This is a genomic window from Serratia entomophila, from assembly GCF_021462285.1.
Lineage (GTDB): Bacteria > Pseudomonadota > Gammaproteobacteria > Enterobacterales > Enterobacteriaceae > Serratia > Serratia entomophila.
Genome location: NZ_CP082787.1, coordinates 4,344,964 through 4,358,956, shown reverse-complemented (window position 1 = coordinate 4,358,956; position 13,993 = coordinate 4,344,964). Strand labels below are relative to the sequence as shown.

The 13,993-nt window shown below is 60.9% G+C and carries 12 protein-coding genes; 3 read left to right on the top strand and 9 right to left on the bottom strand.

Going from position 1 to position 13,993, the window contains the following annotated elements:
- Positions 1 to 6: 6 nt before the first annotated feature.
- On the bottom strand, positions 7 to 1,305 hold the full coding sequence (locus KHA73_RS20875; protein WP_234586416.1) for an MFS transporter: 1,299 nt from the start codon (positions 1,303 to 1,305) through the stop codon (positions 7 to 9).
- 386 nt (positions 1,306 to 1,691) lie between these two features.
- Here KHA73_RS20875 and uxaC point away from each other — a divergent pair, with 386 nt between their 5' ends.
- Complete coding sequence (gene uxaC / locus KHA73_RS20870; RefSeq protein WP_234586415.1) at positions 1,692 to 3,104, top strand: glucuronate isomerase; 1,413 nt, start codon at positions 1,692 to 1,694, stop codon at positions 3,102 to 3,104.
- Between the two features lie 20 nt (positions 3,105 to 3,124).
- Positions 3,125 to 4,615 (top strand): UxaA family hydrolase, encoded by a 1,491-nt coding sequence (locus KHA73_RS20865; RefSeq protein ID WP_234586414.1) that lies wholly within the window; start codon positions 3,125 to 3,127, stop codon positions 4,613 to 4,615.
- 40 nt (positions 4,616 to 4,655) lie between these two features.
- Here the strand turns inward: KHA73_RS20865 and sstT are convergent, their stop codons facing one another.
- From sstT to KHA73_RS20830, 7 genes are all read right to left on the bottom strand, one after another.
- Positions 4,656 to 5,891, bottom strand: a complete 1,236-nt coding sequence (sstT, locus tag KHA73_RS20860; protein WP_234586413.1) for a serine/threonine transporter SstT — start codon at positions 5,889 to 5,891, stop codon at positions 4,656 to 4,658.
- Positions 5,892 to 6,159: 268 nt separating this feature from the next.
- On the bottom strand, positions 6,160 to 7,134 hold the full coding sequence (locus KHA73_RS20855; RefSeq protein WP_272496160.1) for a TerC family protein: 975 nt from the start codon (positions 7,132 to 7,134) through the stop codon (positions 6,160 to 6,162).
- Between the two features lie 380 nt (positions 7,135 to 7,514).
- Positions 7,515 to 8,246, bottom strand: coding sequence for a glutamine amidotransferase (locus KHA73_RS20850; protein ID WP_234586412.1), 732 nt, complete (start codon positions 8,244 to 8,246; stop codon positions 7,515 to 7,517).
- Between the two features lies 1 nt (position 8,247).
- Positions 8,248 to 9,228 (bottom strand): Gfo/Idh/MocA family protein, encoded by a 981-nt coding sequence (locus KHA73_RS20845; RefSeq protein WP_234586411.1) that lies wholly within the window; start codon positions 9,226 to 9,228, stop codon positions 8,248 to 8,250.
- 53 nt (positions 9,229 to 9,281) lie between these two features.
- Positions 9,282 to 9,794 (bottom strand): M48 metallopeptidase family protein, encoded by a 513-nt coding sequence (locus KHA73_RS20840; RefSeq protein WP_234586410.1) that lies wholly within the window; start codon positions 9,792 to 9,794, stop codon positions 9,282 to 9,284.
- Positions 9,787 to 10,110 (bottom strand): HigA family addiction module antitoxin, encoded by a 324-nt coding sequence (locus tag KHA73_RS20835; RefSeq protein WP_234586409.1) that lies wholly within the window; start codon positions 10,108 to 10,110, stop codon positions 9,787 to 9,789. The genes KHA73_RS20840 and KHA73_RS20835 overlap by 8 nt, the downstream gene beginning before the upstream one ends.
- A gap of 14 nt (positions 10,111 to 10,124) precedes the next feature.
- Entirely contained in the window at positions 10,125 to 10,415 is a 291-nt protein-coding gene (locus KHA73_RS20830) for a type II toxin-antitoxin system RelE/ParE family toxin (protein ID WP_234586408.1), read from the bottom strand.
- A 231-nt stretch (positions 10,416 to 10,646) separates the two neighbouring features.
- On the opposite strand from KHA73_RS20830, the gene rlmG reads away from it, so the two are divergent.
- Positions 10,647 to 11,786 (top strand): 23S rRNA (guanine(1835)-N(2))-methyltransferase RlmG, encoded by a 1,140-nt coding sequence (rlmG, locus tag KHA73_RS20825; RefSeq protein WP_234586407.1) that lies wholly within the window; start codon positions 10,647 to 10,649, stop codon positions 11,784 to 11,786.
- A gap of 29 nt (positions 11,787 to 11,815) precedes the next feature.
- Here rlmG and KHA73_RS20820 read toward each other — a convergent pair whose 3' ends face one another.
- Complete coding sequence (locus KHA73_RS20820; protein ID WP_234586406.1) at positions 11,816 to 13,837, bottom strand: oxidoreductase; 2,022 nt, start codon at positions 13,835 to 13,837, stop codon at positions 11,816 to 11,818.
- Between the last annotated feature and the right edge of the window lie 156 nt (positions 13,838 to 13,993).

Sequence of the window (13,993 nt, the reverse complement as noted above, 5' to 3'; positions counted from 1 at the left end):
ATGGGGTTAACCGCGCGCCGGGGCTTGCTGCAGCGGTTCTTCCGCCGGCTGGGAAGCCGGGCGGTTTTGCAACACTGTCCAGATGACGATGGCGCCAAGAATGTCGAACACCGACAGCGCGGCGAACAGCGGGCTGAAGCCGAGGGTATCCGCCAGCGCGCCGACCACCAGGGCGAACAGGGTGCTCGCCGTCCAGGCCGCCATGCCGGTCAGGCCGTTGGCGGTCGCCACTTCGTTGCGGCCGAACACGTCTGAAGACAGGGTGATCAGCGCGCCGGAAAGCGCCTGGTGGGCGAAGCCGCCCACGCACAGCAGCGCAATGGCGGCGTAAGGGCTGGTGAACAGGCCAATCATGCCGGGGCCAATCATCAACACTGCGCCCAGGGTGACCACCAGTTTGCGCGAAACGATCAGGTTAACCTTGAAGTATTTCTGGAACAGCGGCGGCAGATAGCCGCCGACGATGCAGCCGAGATCGGCGAACAGCATCGGCATCCAGGCGAACATGGCGATCTCTTTCAGGTTAAAGCCGTAGGCTTTGAACATGAACAGCGGGATCCAGGCGTTAAAGGTACCCCAGGCCGGCTCGGCCAAAAAGCGCGGCAGCGCAATGCCCCAAAACTGGCGGTTGCGCACTATTTGCCAGGCCGACATCTTTTTGGCGTTGCTGGTCTGGTGCTGCGCTTCCTGCCCTTCCAGGATGTAATCGCGTTCTTCATGGCTCAGCTTCTGTTGATCTTTCGGGTGCTTGTAGAAAATCAGCCAGCAAATGGCCCAGATCAAGCTCAGCACGCCGGTGATGATAAATGCCATCTCCCAGCTGTGCGCGACGATGGCCCACACCACCAGCGGCGGGGCGATCATCCCGCCGATCGACGAGCCGACGTTGAAGTACCCTACGGCGATGGAACGCTCTTTGGCCGGGAACCATTCGCTGCTGGCCTTCAGCCCGGCGGGGATCATCGCCGCTTCGGCCATGCCCACCGCGCCCCGCGCCAGCGCCAGCCCGCCCCAGCTGTTGGCCAGCGCGGTGCCCATGCAGAATATAGCCCACAGGATGGCGAACATTGCGTAGCCTATCTTAGTGCCGAGCACGTCCAGCACGTAGCCGGCGACCGGCTGCATCACCGTATAGCAGGCGGAATAGGCGGCGACGATATAGGAATACTGCTGGGTGGTGATGTGCAGCGTGCCTTCCAGCGTCGGCGCCGCAACGGCGATGGCGTTGCGGGTCAGGTAGCCTAGTACGGTGCCGATGGTTACCAACCCAATCATGTACCAGCGTAATCCTTTAATTTTACGCATCCGAGATATCTCCCAGTTTGAAAGTGCGTCGCCGGCGGTGCGGCAACGGCGTTGGGTGTGATTCCTTTTCGTTGAGGTGCGCCGACCTTTCCGTCACCGGCGTTTTCCCGGCGCATGAATGGCGGGGTGGCGAGACAATAACTTGTCATACAGATTTAAAAGTTGAGTGATATCACAAAAGCCATTATTCACTTGGGCGATACTATTGGCGGTGCAATATCGCGTTATCAGAGTGATTTTGCCGTAAAATTGAGCGTTGTTGTGGTTGCAGGCGAGGTTGAAGGCCGATTCAACCGGTAAATTTTGCTGGACGCTCGGTGAAATTGGTGTGATAACTTTGGCGCATTGACCCTGTGCCGCACGGCAAGCAAGCTGAGGAACCTGACATGGCGACGTTTTTAAGCGAAGACTTTCTGCTGGGCAATGAATTTGCCCGGCGTTTGTATCATGACTATGCGGCGGACCAGCCGATCTTTGATTACCACTGCCATTTGCCGCCGGAGCAGATCGCCGAAAATACCCGTTTCAGCAACCTGTATGAGATTTGGCTGAAGGGCGATCACTATAAGTGGCGCGCGATGCGCACCAACGGCGTAGCCGAGCGGTTGTGCACCGGCGATGCAAGCGATCGCGAGAAGTTCGACGCCTGGGCCGCCACCGTGCCGCACACCATCGGCAACCCGCTGTACCACTGGACGCATCTGGAGCTGCGCCGGCCGTTCGGCATTACCGGCACGCTGCTCTCCCCGGCGACGGCGAACGACATTTGGCAGCGCGGCAACGCCCTGCTGGCGCAGGACAACTTCCGGGCGCGCGGCATCATGCAGCAGATGAAGGTGAAAATGGTCGGCACCACCGACGATCCGATCGACTCTCTGCGCCACCACCGGACCATTGCCGAGGACAGCAGCTTCGACATCAAGGTGCTGCCAAGCTGGCGGCCGGACAAGGCGTTCAATATCGACGCGCCGGGCTTCAACGATTATCTGCAGCGGCTGGAGGCGGCGGCGGACGTCAGCATCGGCCGCTTCAGCGCGCTATGCGACGCATTGAAGAAACGCATGGACCACTTTGCCGCCCACGGCTGCAAGGTAGCCGATCATGCGCTGGACGTGGTGGTGTACGGCGAAGCCGACGAAGCGGCGCTGGACGCCATTCTCGGCAGGCGCCTGGGCGGCGAGCTGCCGACGCCGCAACAGAGCGCGCAGTTCAAAAGCGCGGTGTTGCTGTTTCTGGCCGGTGAATATCAGCGCCGCGAATGGGTACAGCAGTATCACATCGGTGCGCTGCGCAATAACAACAGCCGCATGCTGGCCAGCGTCGGGCCGGATATCGGCTTCGATTCGATCAACGACCGCCCGCTGGCGGAACCGCTGTCACGGCTGCTGGACGCTCAGGCGCGGCAGGGCGGCCTGCCGAAAACCATCCTCTACTGCCTCAACCCGCGCGATAACGAAGTGATCGGCACCATGGTCGGCAACTTCCAGGGGGAAGGCACGCCCGGCAAGATGCAGTTCGGCTCCGGCTGGTGGTTCAACGATCAGAAAGACGGCATGCAGCGCCAGATGACGCAGCTGGCGCAGCTCGGCCTGCTGAGCCGCTTCGTCGGCATGCTGACCGACAGCCGCAGTTTCTTGTCCTATACGCGCCATGAGTATTTCCGCCGCATTCTGTGCCAGATGATCGGCGGTTGGGTGGAAGACGGCGAAGCGCCGGCGGATATCGCGCTGCTCGGCGAGATGGTGAAAAACATCTGTTTCGACAATGCCAAAAACTATTTCGCCATCGAACTGGCGTAGCCGTTGCTCAAGGTTGGTCTATGCAAAGCATCGTAAAAATTCATTCGCAGGATAATGTGGCGGTGGCGCTGCGCGATCTGGCGGCCGACGAAGCGCTGACGCTGGGCGGGCTGCGTTTCCGGCTGGCCCAGCCGCTGGCGCGTGGGCACAAGTTTGCGCTGCGGCCGATTGCTGCGGGGGAAGACATCATCAAGTATGGTCTGCCGATCGGCCATGCGCTGGCGGCGATTGCACCGGGTGAACACATTCATTCGCAGAACGCCAAAACCAACCTGAGCGATCTGGACAGCTACCAGTATCAGCCGCAGTTGCCGGCGCTGCCGCCGCAGGCAGCGGATCGCGAGGTGCTGCTGTACCGGCGCGCCAACGGCGAAGTGGGCATCCGCAACGAACTGTGGATTGTGCCGACCGTCGGCTGCGTCAACGGCATCGCCCGCCAGATCCAGCGGCGTTTCTTGCAGGCAACCCAGGAAGCGGCGGGGATCGACGGCGTACATCTGTTCAGCCATCCGTTTGGCTGTTCGCAGCTGGGCCAGGATCATGAAAATACCCGCACCATGCTGCAAAATATGGTGCGCCATCCCAATGCCGGCGCGGTGCTGGTGATCGGCCTGGGTTGTGAGAACAACCAGGTGGACACCTTCCGCGCAACGCTGGGAATGGAGGACGAGCAGCGGGTGCGCTTTATGGTATGCCAGCAGCAGGACGACGAAGTAGAGGCCGGGCTGGCGCTGCTGCACGGCTTATACCGGGCGATGCGCGACGATCGGCGCGAACCGGGCACGCTGAGCGAGCTGAGGTTCGGCCTGGAGTGCGGCGGCTCGGACGGGCTGTCCGGCATCACCGCCAACCCGCTGCTGGGGCGTTTTTCCGACTATGTGATCGCCAACGGCGGCACGACGGTGCTGACCGAGGTGCCGGAGATGTTCGGTGCCGAACGCATCCTGATGAGCCGCTGCCGCGATCGGGCGACCTTCGACAAAACCGTCAGCATGGTGAACGATTTTAAACAGTACTTTATCGATCACCAGCAACCTATTTACGAGAACCCTTCGCCGGGCAACAAGGCCGGCGGCATCACCACGCTGGAGGAGAAATCGCTCGGCTGTACCCAGAAGGCGGGACAGAGCCAGGTGGTGGACGTACTGAAATACGGCGAACGGCTGCGTGAACCGGGGCTAAACTTGCTCAGCGCGCCGGGCAACGACGCGGTGGCGACCAGCGCGCTGGCCGGCGCCGGCTGCCATATGGTGCTGTTCAGTACCGGGCGCGGTACGCCTTACGGCGGCTTTGTGCCAACGGTCAAACTGGCCACCAACAGCGAGCTGGCGGCGAAAAAACCGCATTGGATCGATTTCGACGCCGGCCGCTTAATCCACGACACGCCGATGGACAGCCTGCTGGCGCAGTTCGTCGATCTGATCGTCGCCATCGCCAATGGGCAGCCGGCGCGCAATGAAGTGAACGATTTTCGCGAGCTGGCGATTTTTAAAAGCGGGGTGACATTGTAAAAGCTGCCAAAAAAGGCGCCCAGCGGGCGCCTGTTGGAGATTAGCGAACCTTCAGCGGGTCTTCATTCGCCAGGCGCTGATCTTCCGCCTGGCAGGCCGCCGCGGTAAACAGCACGTCGGTGGAGGAGTTGAGGGCGGTTTCAGCCGAGTCCTGCAGCACGCCGATGATAAAGCCGACCGCCACCACCTGCATCGCCACGTCGTTCGGAATACCGAACATGTTGCACGCCAGCGGGATCAGCAGCAGCGAACCGCCGGCCACGCCGGAGGCGCCGCAGGCACAGAGTGCGGCCACCACGCTCAGCAGCAGCGCGGTCGGCACATCGACCGCGATCCCCAGCGTATTCACCGCCGCCAGCGTCAGCACGGTGATGGTGATGGCCGCGCCGGCCATATTGATGGTCGCGCCCAGCGGAATGGAGACAGAGTAAGTGTCTTCGTTCAGATTCAGTTTCTTGCTCAGCTCCATGTTCACCGGAATATTGGCGGCCGAGCTGCGGGTGAAGAAGGCGGTTACGCCGCTTTCACGCAGGCAGGTGAACACCAGCGGATAAGGATTGCGGCGGATCTTCCAATAGACGATCAACGGATTCAGCACCAGCGCCACCAGCAGCATGCAGCCGATCAACACCATCAGCAACTGGGCATAGCCCCAGAGCGCGCCGAAGCCGGTTTCCGCCAGCGTCGAGGCCACCAGGCCGAAGATGCCGAGCGGCGCGCAGCGGATCACCGCGCGCACCAGCAGGGTCACCGCATGCGACATATCGTTGATCAGCCCTTTGGTGTTCTCCGAAGCATGGCGCAACGCCAGGCCCAGGCCGACAGCCCAGGCCAGAATGCCGATGTAGTTGGCGTTAATCAGCGCGTGGAACGGGTTGGCTACCACGCTCAACAGCAGCCCTTTCATCACGTCCACGATGCCGCCCGGCGGGGTGATATCCGTTGTACCTGTGGTCAGCGCCAGCGTGGAAGGGAAAACGAAGCTGACCGCCACCGCCACCAGCGCCGCCGCGAAGGTGCCCAGCAGATACAGGAACAGGATAGGGCGGATGTTGGTCTTCTGCCCGTGCTTGTGGTTGGCGATGGAGGCCATGACCAGCACCAGCACCAACAGCGGCGCCACGGCTTTCAGCGCGCCGACGAACAGCGTGCCGAGCAGGCCCACCGCGACGGCCGCGGCCGGTGAAACCAGCGCGACCAGAATGCCGGCCGCCAGGCCGACCATGATTTGTTTGACCAGGCTGCCCTGTGTGATCCTTTGTAGTAATTTTTGCATAGTGCTTTTCTTCCTGATGGCGTTGCGTACAGACTTTGTCACCTCGGCGGGAACGTCGCCGGACAACTTTATGTGAATCTGTAACCAAGTGTGTTTGCCAAAACAGTATTCAGTAAAGCCGTGGGGTTGGAAAGGGGATATGGGGAATTTCTGAGCGCGGATCAATTCTTGATAACATACTGGTTACATTTGTGTGATCGCAATAACATTTGGCGTTTTGCGTCAATTGCCAAACAATCACGGGGCGGCTAGCGCCCCGGATAACAGATTATGGCGCTTTCTTCGTCAGGCGATCGTTACGGTGGTTAACCCAGGCATTGATCAGCAGCGTCAGCGTCAAAATCCCCCCCACGACGCCGAGCGATACGCCGATCGGGATATGGAACAGATCGATAATCAGCATCTTGATGCCGATGAACACCAGGATCACCGACAGGCCGTACTTCAGCATCGAGAATCGCTCCGCCACGCTGGCCAACAGGAAGTACATGGCGCGCAGGCCCATGATGGCGAACAGGTTAGAGGTGAGTACGATGAACGGGTCGGTGGTGACGGCGAAGATTGCCGGAATGCTGTCGACCGCGAAGATCACGTCGCTCAGTTCCACCAGGATCAGCACCAGCAACAGCGGGGTGGCGAACAGAATGCCGTTACGGCGCACGAAGAAACGCTCGCCTTCCAGGTTATCGGTCATACGCAGGCGGCTGCGCAGCCATTTCACCAGCGGCTTGTCGCCGATCGCCGAATCATCTTCTTTCGCCAGCGCCATCTTGATGCCGGTGAACAGCAGGAAAGCGCCGAACAGATACAGCAGCCACTGGAATTGCGACACCAGCCAGCTGCCGGCGAAGATCATCAGGGTACGCAGCACGATCGCGCCCAGTACGCCGAAAATAAGCACCCGACGCTGCAGGTTGGCCGGTACGGCGAAGTAGCTGAACAACATCAGCCAGACGAACACGTTATCTACCGCCAGCGCTTTTTCGATCAGGTAGCCGGTCAGGAATGCCAATGCCTGGGTGTCGGCGACCGCCCGCCCGGCGGTTTCGTTCAGGTAATACCAAAAACCCAGGTTAAACAGCAGGGAAAGGCTGATCCACACCACCGACCAACTGGCGGCCTGCTTCAGCGTCATGGTGTGCGCGCCCTTGCGGCCCTGCAGCAGTAAGTCGATTGCGAGCATCACGACTATCACGGCGGCGAAGCTGCCCCATAGCCAAGGTGTGCCAACGGTATTCATCATCAGAGGTATCCTTCAAAAACAAAAACGGCCAACGTCGGAAGACGCTAGCCGCTCTATGAACGCTGCAAGCAAACCTCGCCTTCCGGCAAGGTCTCACTTACAACGTTGATGAAGGTTTGGTTAAACCTATGACATCAGGTTGCCCGGTAACCGGATGCTTACGCATCGTAATGACGATTGACCGGCAAGATACCCTTCGTTTTTCAAACCGCCGCCGCGTTGGCTGCCTCTGTCGCCCCAGTCACTTAGTCAGCCTAAGCGCCCGGGGACTCCTTCGGTTGCCGCCTTGCCGCACCTTGAAATCCATTGGGTATAAAAGTTACTCCCCTTTGCAGAGCAGAAACTAATGCAAAATGTGTCGGCGGTCAACGTTTATCAGGCTAGCCGGCGAGGGCTTTTTGCGCCCCCAGGCTGACGACGAAGCCCTGCAGCAGCAGCCGGCTGAACGGGGTATCGCTAACCTGTTGTTGCTTCTGCTGATACTGCTCCCGTTGCTCGGGATGCAGCTCGCCGAGCCAGTTCAGATACTGGTGCATCACCGCGCCGTTGAATTCGGGATGGAACTGGGTGGTGAGCGCATGATCGCCATAGCGCAGGATCTGATAGGCGTCCTGCTGCGAGCGCGCCAACGCCTGCGCGCCGGCGGGCGGCGTCAGCACGCTCTGCGCGTGGATCAGGTTGGCCTTGAAGCGCGGCGGCAACAGCGCCAGCCGCCGGTCCTCGGCGGCGGCGGGCAGCAGCTCAACGTCCAGCGTGCCGACCTCCATGCCCTGCGGGTGGTAGCCCACCTCGCCGCCGAGCGCGTAGGCCAGCAGCTGGTGGCCATAGCACACGCCGAACAGCGGCAGCCTGATCAGCATCGCCTGCCGCAGCCAGGCGGCGGCCTGCTCGCTCCACGGCAGTTGCTCGGTCACCATCGCCGGCGAACCGGTGATCACCACACCGCAATACTCCACCGGCGGCAGCGGCTGCTCGCCGGAGGGCAGGTGCACGATGTGCACGCGTTCGGCGTCGATATTCCCCTGTTGCAGGAACATGCCTGCAAAATTGGCCTGTTCCTGGCGAATAATGTCCGGTGCATCGCCGGTTTGCATCAGTAATAGCGGCTTCATCTCAGTCTCCGTCGGCGGGAAACGTCACGCCGGTTTGGCGGCGGATTTCGGTCAGCAGGCGGGCGACAATCAGCGAGTTTTCCAGCCCCGGGTGTTCCACCTGATTTTTTTCCACCAACGCGGCGAAGGCTTCCGCCTCATACAGCATGGTGTTGATGTGTTGCGGCTGGCTCAGATCCTGGCGGTTGCCGCCGCGCGGGGTCAGCGCCACGCCCTGGCATTCTGAAATTTTATCGATCACCAGCGTGCCTTCCTCGCCCTGGATCTCGCTCGGGATCGCCGAGTCGCTGACCTTGGAGTGGGAAAGGGTCACGTCAAAATCGCCGTAGTTCAGGCAAACCGTGCCGTGGGCGTCCACGCCGGTATCGAGCAGCGTCGCGCTGGCCACCACCGAACGCGGTGCGCCGAACAACGCCACGGCGCCGGCCAGGCAGTAGTAGCCGATATCCATGATCGACCCGTTGGAGAACTGCGGGTTGAAGGTATTGGGATTTTCACCGGCCAGATAGCGCGGATAGCGCGAGGAGTATTGGCAGTAGTTGATAAAGGCTTTGCGCAGCCGGCCGATTTTCGGCAGCGCCTGCTGCAGGACCAGGAAATTCGGCAAGTAGGCGCTTTTAAACGCCTCAAACAACACCACCTGATTTTCACGCGCGCAGGCGGCAAGCTGCTCGGCCTCGCGCTGGTTGGAGGCCAGCGGCTTTTCGCAAATCACGTGCTTTTTATGCTGCAGGAACAGCAGCGATTGCGGGCAGTGCAGGGAATTGGGGCTGGCGATATACACCGCGTCTATGGCGTCGGACTGGGCCAGCGCCTCCAGGGAATCAAAAAACAGGCCGACGTGATAGTTGGCGCCAAACGCCTGCGCCTGCTCCAGCTTACGCGAGTAGACCGCGCTCAGCTTCAGCTTGCCGCTTTCATGAGCGGCATCGATAAAACGTTCGGTAATCCAGTTGGTGCCGACGACGGCAAAGCGAATCATGACGAGCTCCGGTTCCCAGACCCTAAAAATTCAGATTATCACAGGGATTATTGTCACGCATACAGCTCGCCGAACAGCGCCAGGTGGGTCAGATACAGCCGGGTGTCGAACTCCAACTGGTGGTAGTTGGGTTCCATATGGCAGCACAGGCTGTAGAACGCCTTGTTGTGGTCTTTTTCCTTCAGGTGCGCCAGCTCGTGCACCACGATCATGCGCAGAAAGGGTTCGGGCGCGAGTTTAAACACCGTCGCTACGCGGATCTCCGCCTTGGCCTTCAGCTTGCCGCCCTGCACGCGCGAAATGGCGGTATGCATGCCGAGCGCGTGCTTCATCACCTGGATCTTGCCGTCGTAGGCCACCTTGCTCAGCGGCTGCGCGTTGCGCAGGTACTGGTTTTTCAGATCGACGGTAAACTGATAGAGCGATTTGTCGGTGGTGCAATCATGCACCTGCGGGTAGCGCTGCAGCAGGACGTCGCCCAGCCGATTTTGCTGGATCAGCTGCTGCACCTGGCTTTGCAGATGTTCAGGGTAGCCCTGCAGGTAGGCGAGTTCGATTTCATGCATGAGTGATATTGCGTCCCAGTATTTCTTTGATTGGCCGCAGACGTACACGTTGCGCATTGGCTTGTCTGGCCTCCCAGCGATCGTGCGCCGCCTGCAGATTCAGCCAAAAGTCGGCGGTGGTTTCGAACAGATCGGCAAACAGGTTGGCTTCGGCGACGCTCATGCGCCGATGTCCGTTACACAGACGGTTAACCGTGGCACGGGTGACGCCCAACACCTTCGCCAGCTCCTCCTGGCCGATGCCCAAGGGGGTTAAATACTCTTCCTGCAGCACTTCTCCCACCGTAGTGGGTTCGCGGGTTGTGGTTTCCAACATAGGTTCTCCCTGGTTCAGGTGTCTTGATGCGGATCGAGGTAAACTCTGTCCGCAGCATCGTGCCGCCACTGGAACATCAGCCGCCAGTGCATATTGACGCGCAGGCTTGACCATCCCTGAAATGGCCCGGACAGCCGTTTGTAATAGTTGCCCGTGGGGTGGTGCAAGTCGCGCTCTTGCTGCGCGGCGGCCAGCATATCGAGCTTTCGGGCCAACTGCCGTTCGAGCACGCCGGGAATCAGGCGGCTGCGCCTGCCTTCCAGGTAAAACTGCTGCAAATATCGATCGCGGAAAGATTTGATCATGCTTTCCCCCATTCCGTGGGACAGGCAGTGTAACATTTAAAGTTACATCCAGCCAGGTTGAAAAATAGCCGAATTTGGCGTTCGGGAAGGGAAGGTTAATGTTGTTAAAGGGGAAAAGGGGGGCGGGTTTTCAGATACGCGGCGCAATACGCAATTTATCCGAAAAAACATTTTACTGACGGACGTTTTTAGGGGATAAACAGCCCAAATTTTTATCAGTCAGGAGGGGCGATGAGCCAACTCGATCTGGGAACACAGCAACTTGAGCTGGAACGTTATCCCCAACAGGAAGAATCCACCCAGCTGCAGGCGTGGGAAGCGGCGGATGAGTATCTGCTGCAACAGCTTGAAAACGTAGATATCGGCGGCCGCCCGGTGCTGATTTTCAACGATAACTTCGGCACCCTGGCCTGCGCATTGCACGCCCATCGGCCGTACAGCATCAGCGATTCCTACATGAGCCAGCTGGCGACGCGCCACAACCTGAAGCTCAACGAACTGGATCCCGAGCAGGTTCATCTGCTGGACAGCCTGGCCGCGCTGCCTGCGGCGCCGGCGGTGGTGCTGATCCGCATCCCCAAGGCGTTGGCCTTGCTGGAACAGCAGCTGCGTGCGCTGCGCGCGGTGGTGAGCGAAGACACGCTGATCGTCGCCGGCGCCAAGGCGCGCGACGTGCATACCTCCACCCTGCAGCTGTTTGAAAAGGTGCTGGGCCCGACCCGCACCAGCCTGGCGTGGAAAAAGGCGCGCCTGATCTATTGCCAGGCGGCGGACATCGTGCCGCCGGCGGCGCCGGAAACCACCAACTGGGCGCTGGACGGCACCGATTGGCTTATTCATAACCACGCCAACGTGTTTTCGCGCGGCAGCCTGGATATCGGCGCGCGGTTGTTTATGGAGCATCTGCCGCACGGCCTGAATGGCCATATTGTCGATCTGGGCTGCGGCAACGGCGTGATCGGCATGATCGCGCTGCAGCAGAACCCGGAGGCGCAGGTGACCTTCGTCGATGAATCCTACATGGCGGTGGCCTCCAGCGAGCTGAACGTGGAGCACAACCTGCCGCAGGAGCTGGATCGCTGCCAGTTTGAGGTGAACAACTCGCTGGCGGGCATCGAGCGTGAAAGCGTGCAGGCGGTGCTGTGCAACCCGCCATTCCACCAGCAGCATGCGATCACCGACCATACCGCCTGGCAGATGTTCTGCGACGCCAAGCGTTGCCTGCAGGTGGGCGGCGAGCTGCGCATCGTCGGCAACCGCCATCTGGACTACCACCAGAAGCTGAAGCGTTTGTTCGGCAACTGCACCCTGGTGGCGTCCAACAAAAAGTTCGTGATACTGAAAGCGGTGAAATCCGGCGCGCGGCGCTGAGTGAACGAGGGGCGCAACGCGCCCCTTTTTTATAGCGCCATCGCCAACCGCGTGCCCTGATCGATGGCGCGTCGGGCGTCCAGCTCGGCGGCCACGTCGGCGCCGCCGATCAGATGCACGGTTTTCCCCATCGCCAGCAGCGGCTGCTGCAGCTCGCGGCGCGGCTCCTGCCCGGCGCAGATAATCACCGTATCCACCGGCAGGCAGCTCTCCTGATCGGCGCGGGAGATATGCAGGCCTTCCTCGTCGATACGTTGATAGCTTACGGCGTTGAGCATCTTGACGCCGCGCATCGCCAGGCTGGTGCGGTGGATCCAACCGGTGGTTTTCCCCAGACCTTCGCCCACCTTGCTGGCTTTGCGCTGCAGCAGATAGATCTGGCGCGCCGCGCGTGGTGCCTGCGGCCCCTGGGCCGCCAAGCCGCCGCGCTGTTCGAGGCGGCCATCGATGCCCCATTCGCGGTTGAACTCCGCCTGATCCAGGCTGCTGGAGGCGCCGTGCTGGCTGAGGTATTCGGCGGTGTCGAAGCCGATGCCGCCGGCGCCGATGATCGCCACCCGCTGGCCGACCGGCTTCTTATCACGCAGTACGTCGAGGTAGGTCAGCACCTTGGCGTTATCGATGCCGGGAATATCCGGGGTGCGCGGCACTATGCCGCAGGCCAGGATCACCTCGTCATACTCGGCCAGATCCGCCGCTTCCACGTGCGCGCCCAGCCTGAGCGTGACTTCGCGCAGCGCCAGCTGGCGGCGGAAATAACGCAGGGTTTCGTGAAATTCTTCCTTGCCGGGGATCTGCTTGGCGATATTGAACTGGCCGCCGATCTGATCGGCGGCGTCGAACAGCGTTACCTGATGGCCGCGGCTGGCGGCGGTGGTGGCGAAGGCCAGCCCGGCCGGCCCGGCGCCGATCACCGCCAGCTTTTTCGGCCGTTCCGCCATCGTCAGCGGCATTTCGGTTTCGCGGCAGGCGCGCGGGTTCACCAGGCAGGAGGTGAGCTTGCCTTCAAATATCTGGTCGAGGCAGGCCTGATTGCAGCCGATGCAGGTGTTGATCTCATCGGCACGCCCTTCGGCGGCTTTTTGCACGAAGGCGGCGTCGGCGAGGAACGGGCGCGCCATCGACACCATATCGGCGCAGCCGTCCGCCAGCACCTGCTCGGCTACCGCCGGATCGTTGATGCGGTTGGTGGTGATCAGCGGGATGCCGACCTTGCCCATCAGCTTGCGGGTGACCCAGCTGAAACCGGCGCGCGGCACCATGGTGGCGATGGTAGGGATACGCGCCTCATGCCAGCCGATACCGGTGTTGATAATGGTGGCGCCGGCCTGCTCGATAGCCAGCGCCAGCTGTTCTATCTCCTGCCAGCTGGAGCCGTCTTCCACCAGATCGAGCATCGACAAGCGGTAGATCAGAATAAATTCGCGGCCGACCGCCTGGCGCACCGCCCGAACTATCTCGACGGCGAAACGCATGCGGTTGCTGAAGCTGCCGCCCCACTGGTCGTTGCGTTGGTTGGTGTGCGCCACCAGGAATTGGTTGATCAAATAGCCTTCGGAGCCCATCACTTCGACACCGTCGTAACCGGCCTGCTGCGCCAGCGCCGCACAGCGGGCGAAGTCGGCGATGGTCCGCTCAATCTCCGCTTCGCTCAGCGCCGCCGGGGGGAAGGGGTTGATCGGCGCCTGCAGCGCCGAAGGCGCCACCGGCTGCGGTTGGTAGCTGTAGCGCCCGGCGTGCAGGATCTGCAGCGCAATCTTGCCGCCGGCCTGGTGAACGGCATCGGTCACTATGCGGTGATGGGCCACCTGCTCCTCGTTGCTGAGGGTTGAACCGCCGCGATACACCACGCCTTTTTCATTGGGGGCGATGCCGCCGGTGACGATCAGGGCTACGCCGGCGGCCGCGCGTTCGGCGTAGAAAGCCGCCATGCGCTCGGGGCCATCGGGCAGTTCTTCCAGGCCGGTATGCATCGATCCCATCAGCACCCGGTTTTTCAGGGTGGTGAAGCCGAGATCCAGCGGCGCCAGCAGGTGCGGGTAATTGCTCATTGCACTCTCCATCGGGTGAAATCGGGGCCCGTTGTTATAATTATGTGAACACAAGTGGTCGGATGAGATAAATCTAGCCGTTGTCGTACCGCTTGGGAATCTGCGTTGCGCTGAATGTGATAGACATCATGAATCTCTGACCGTGTTTGCATAATG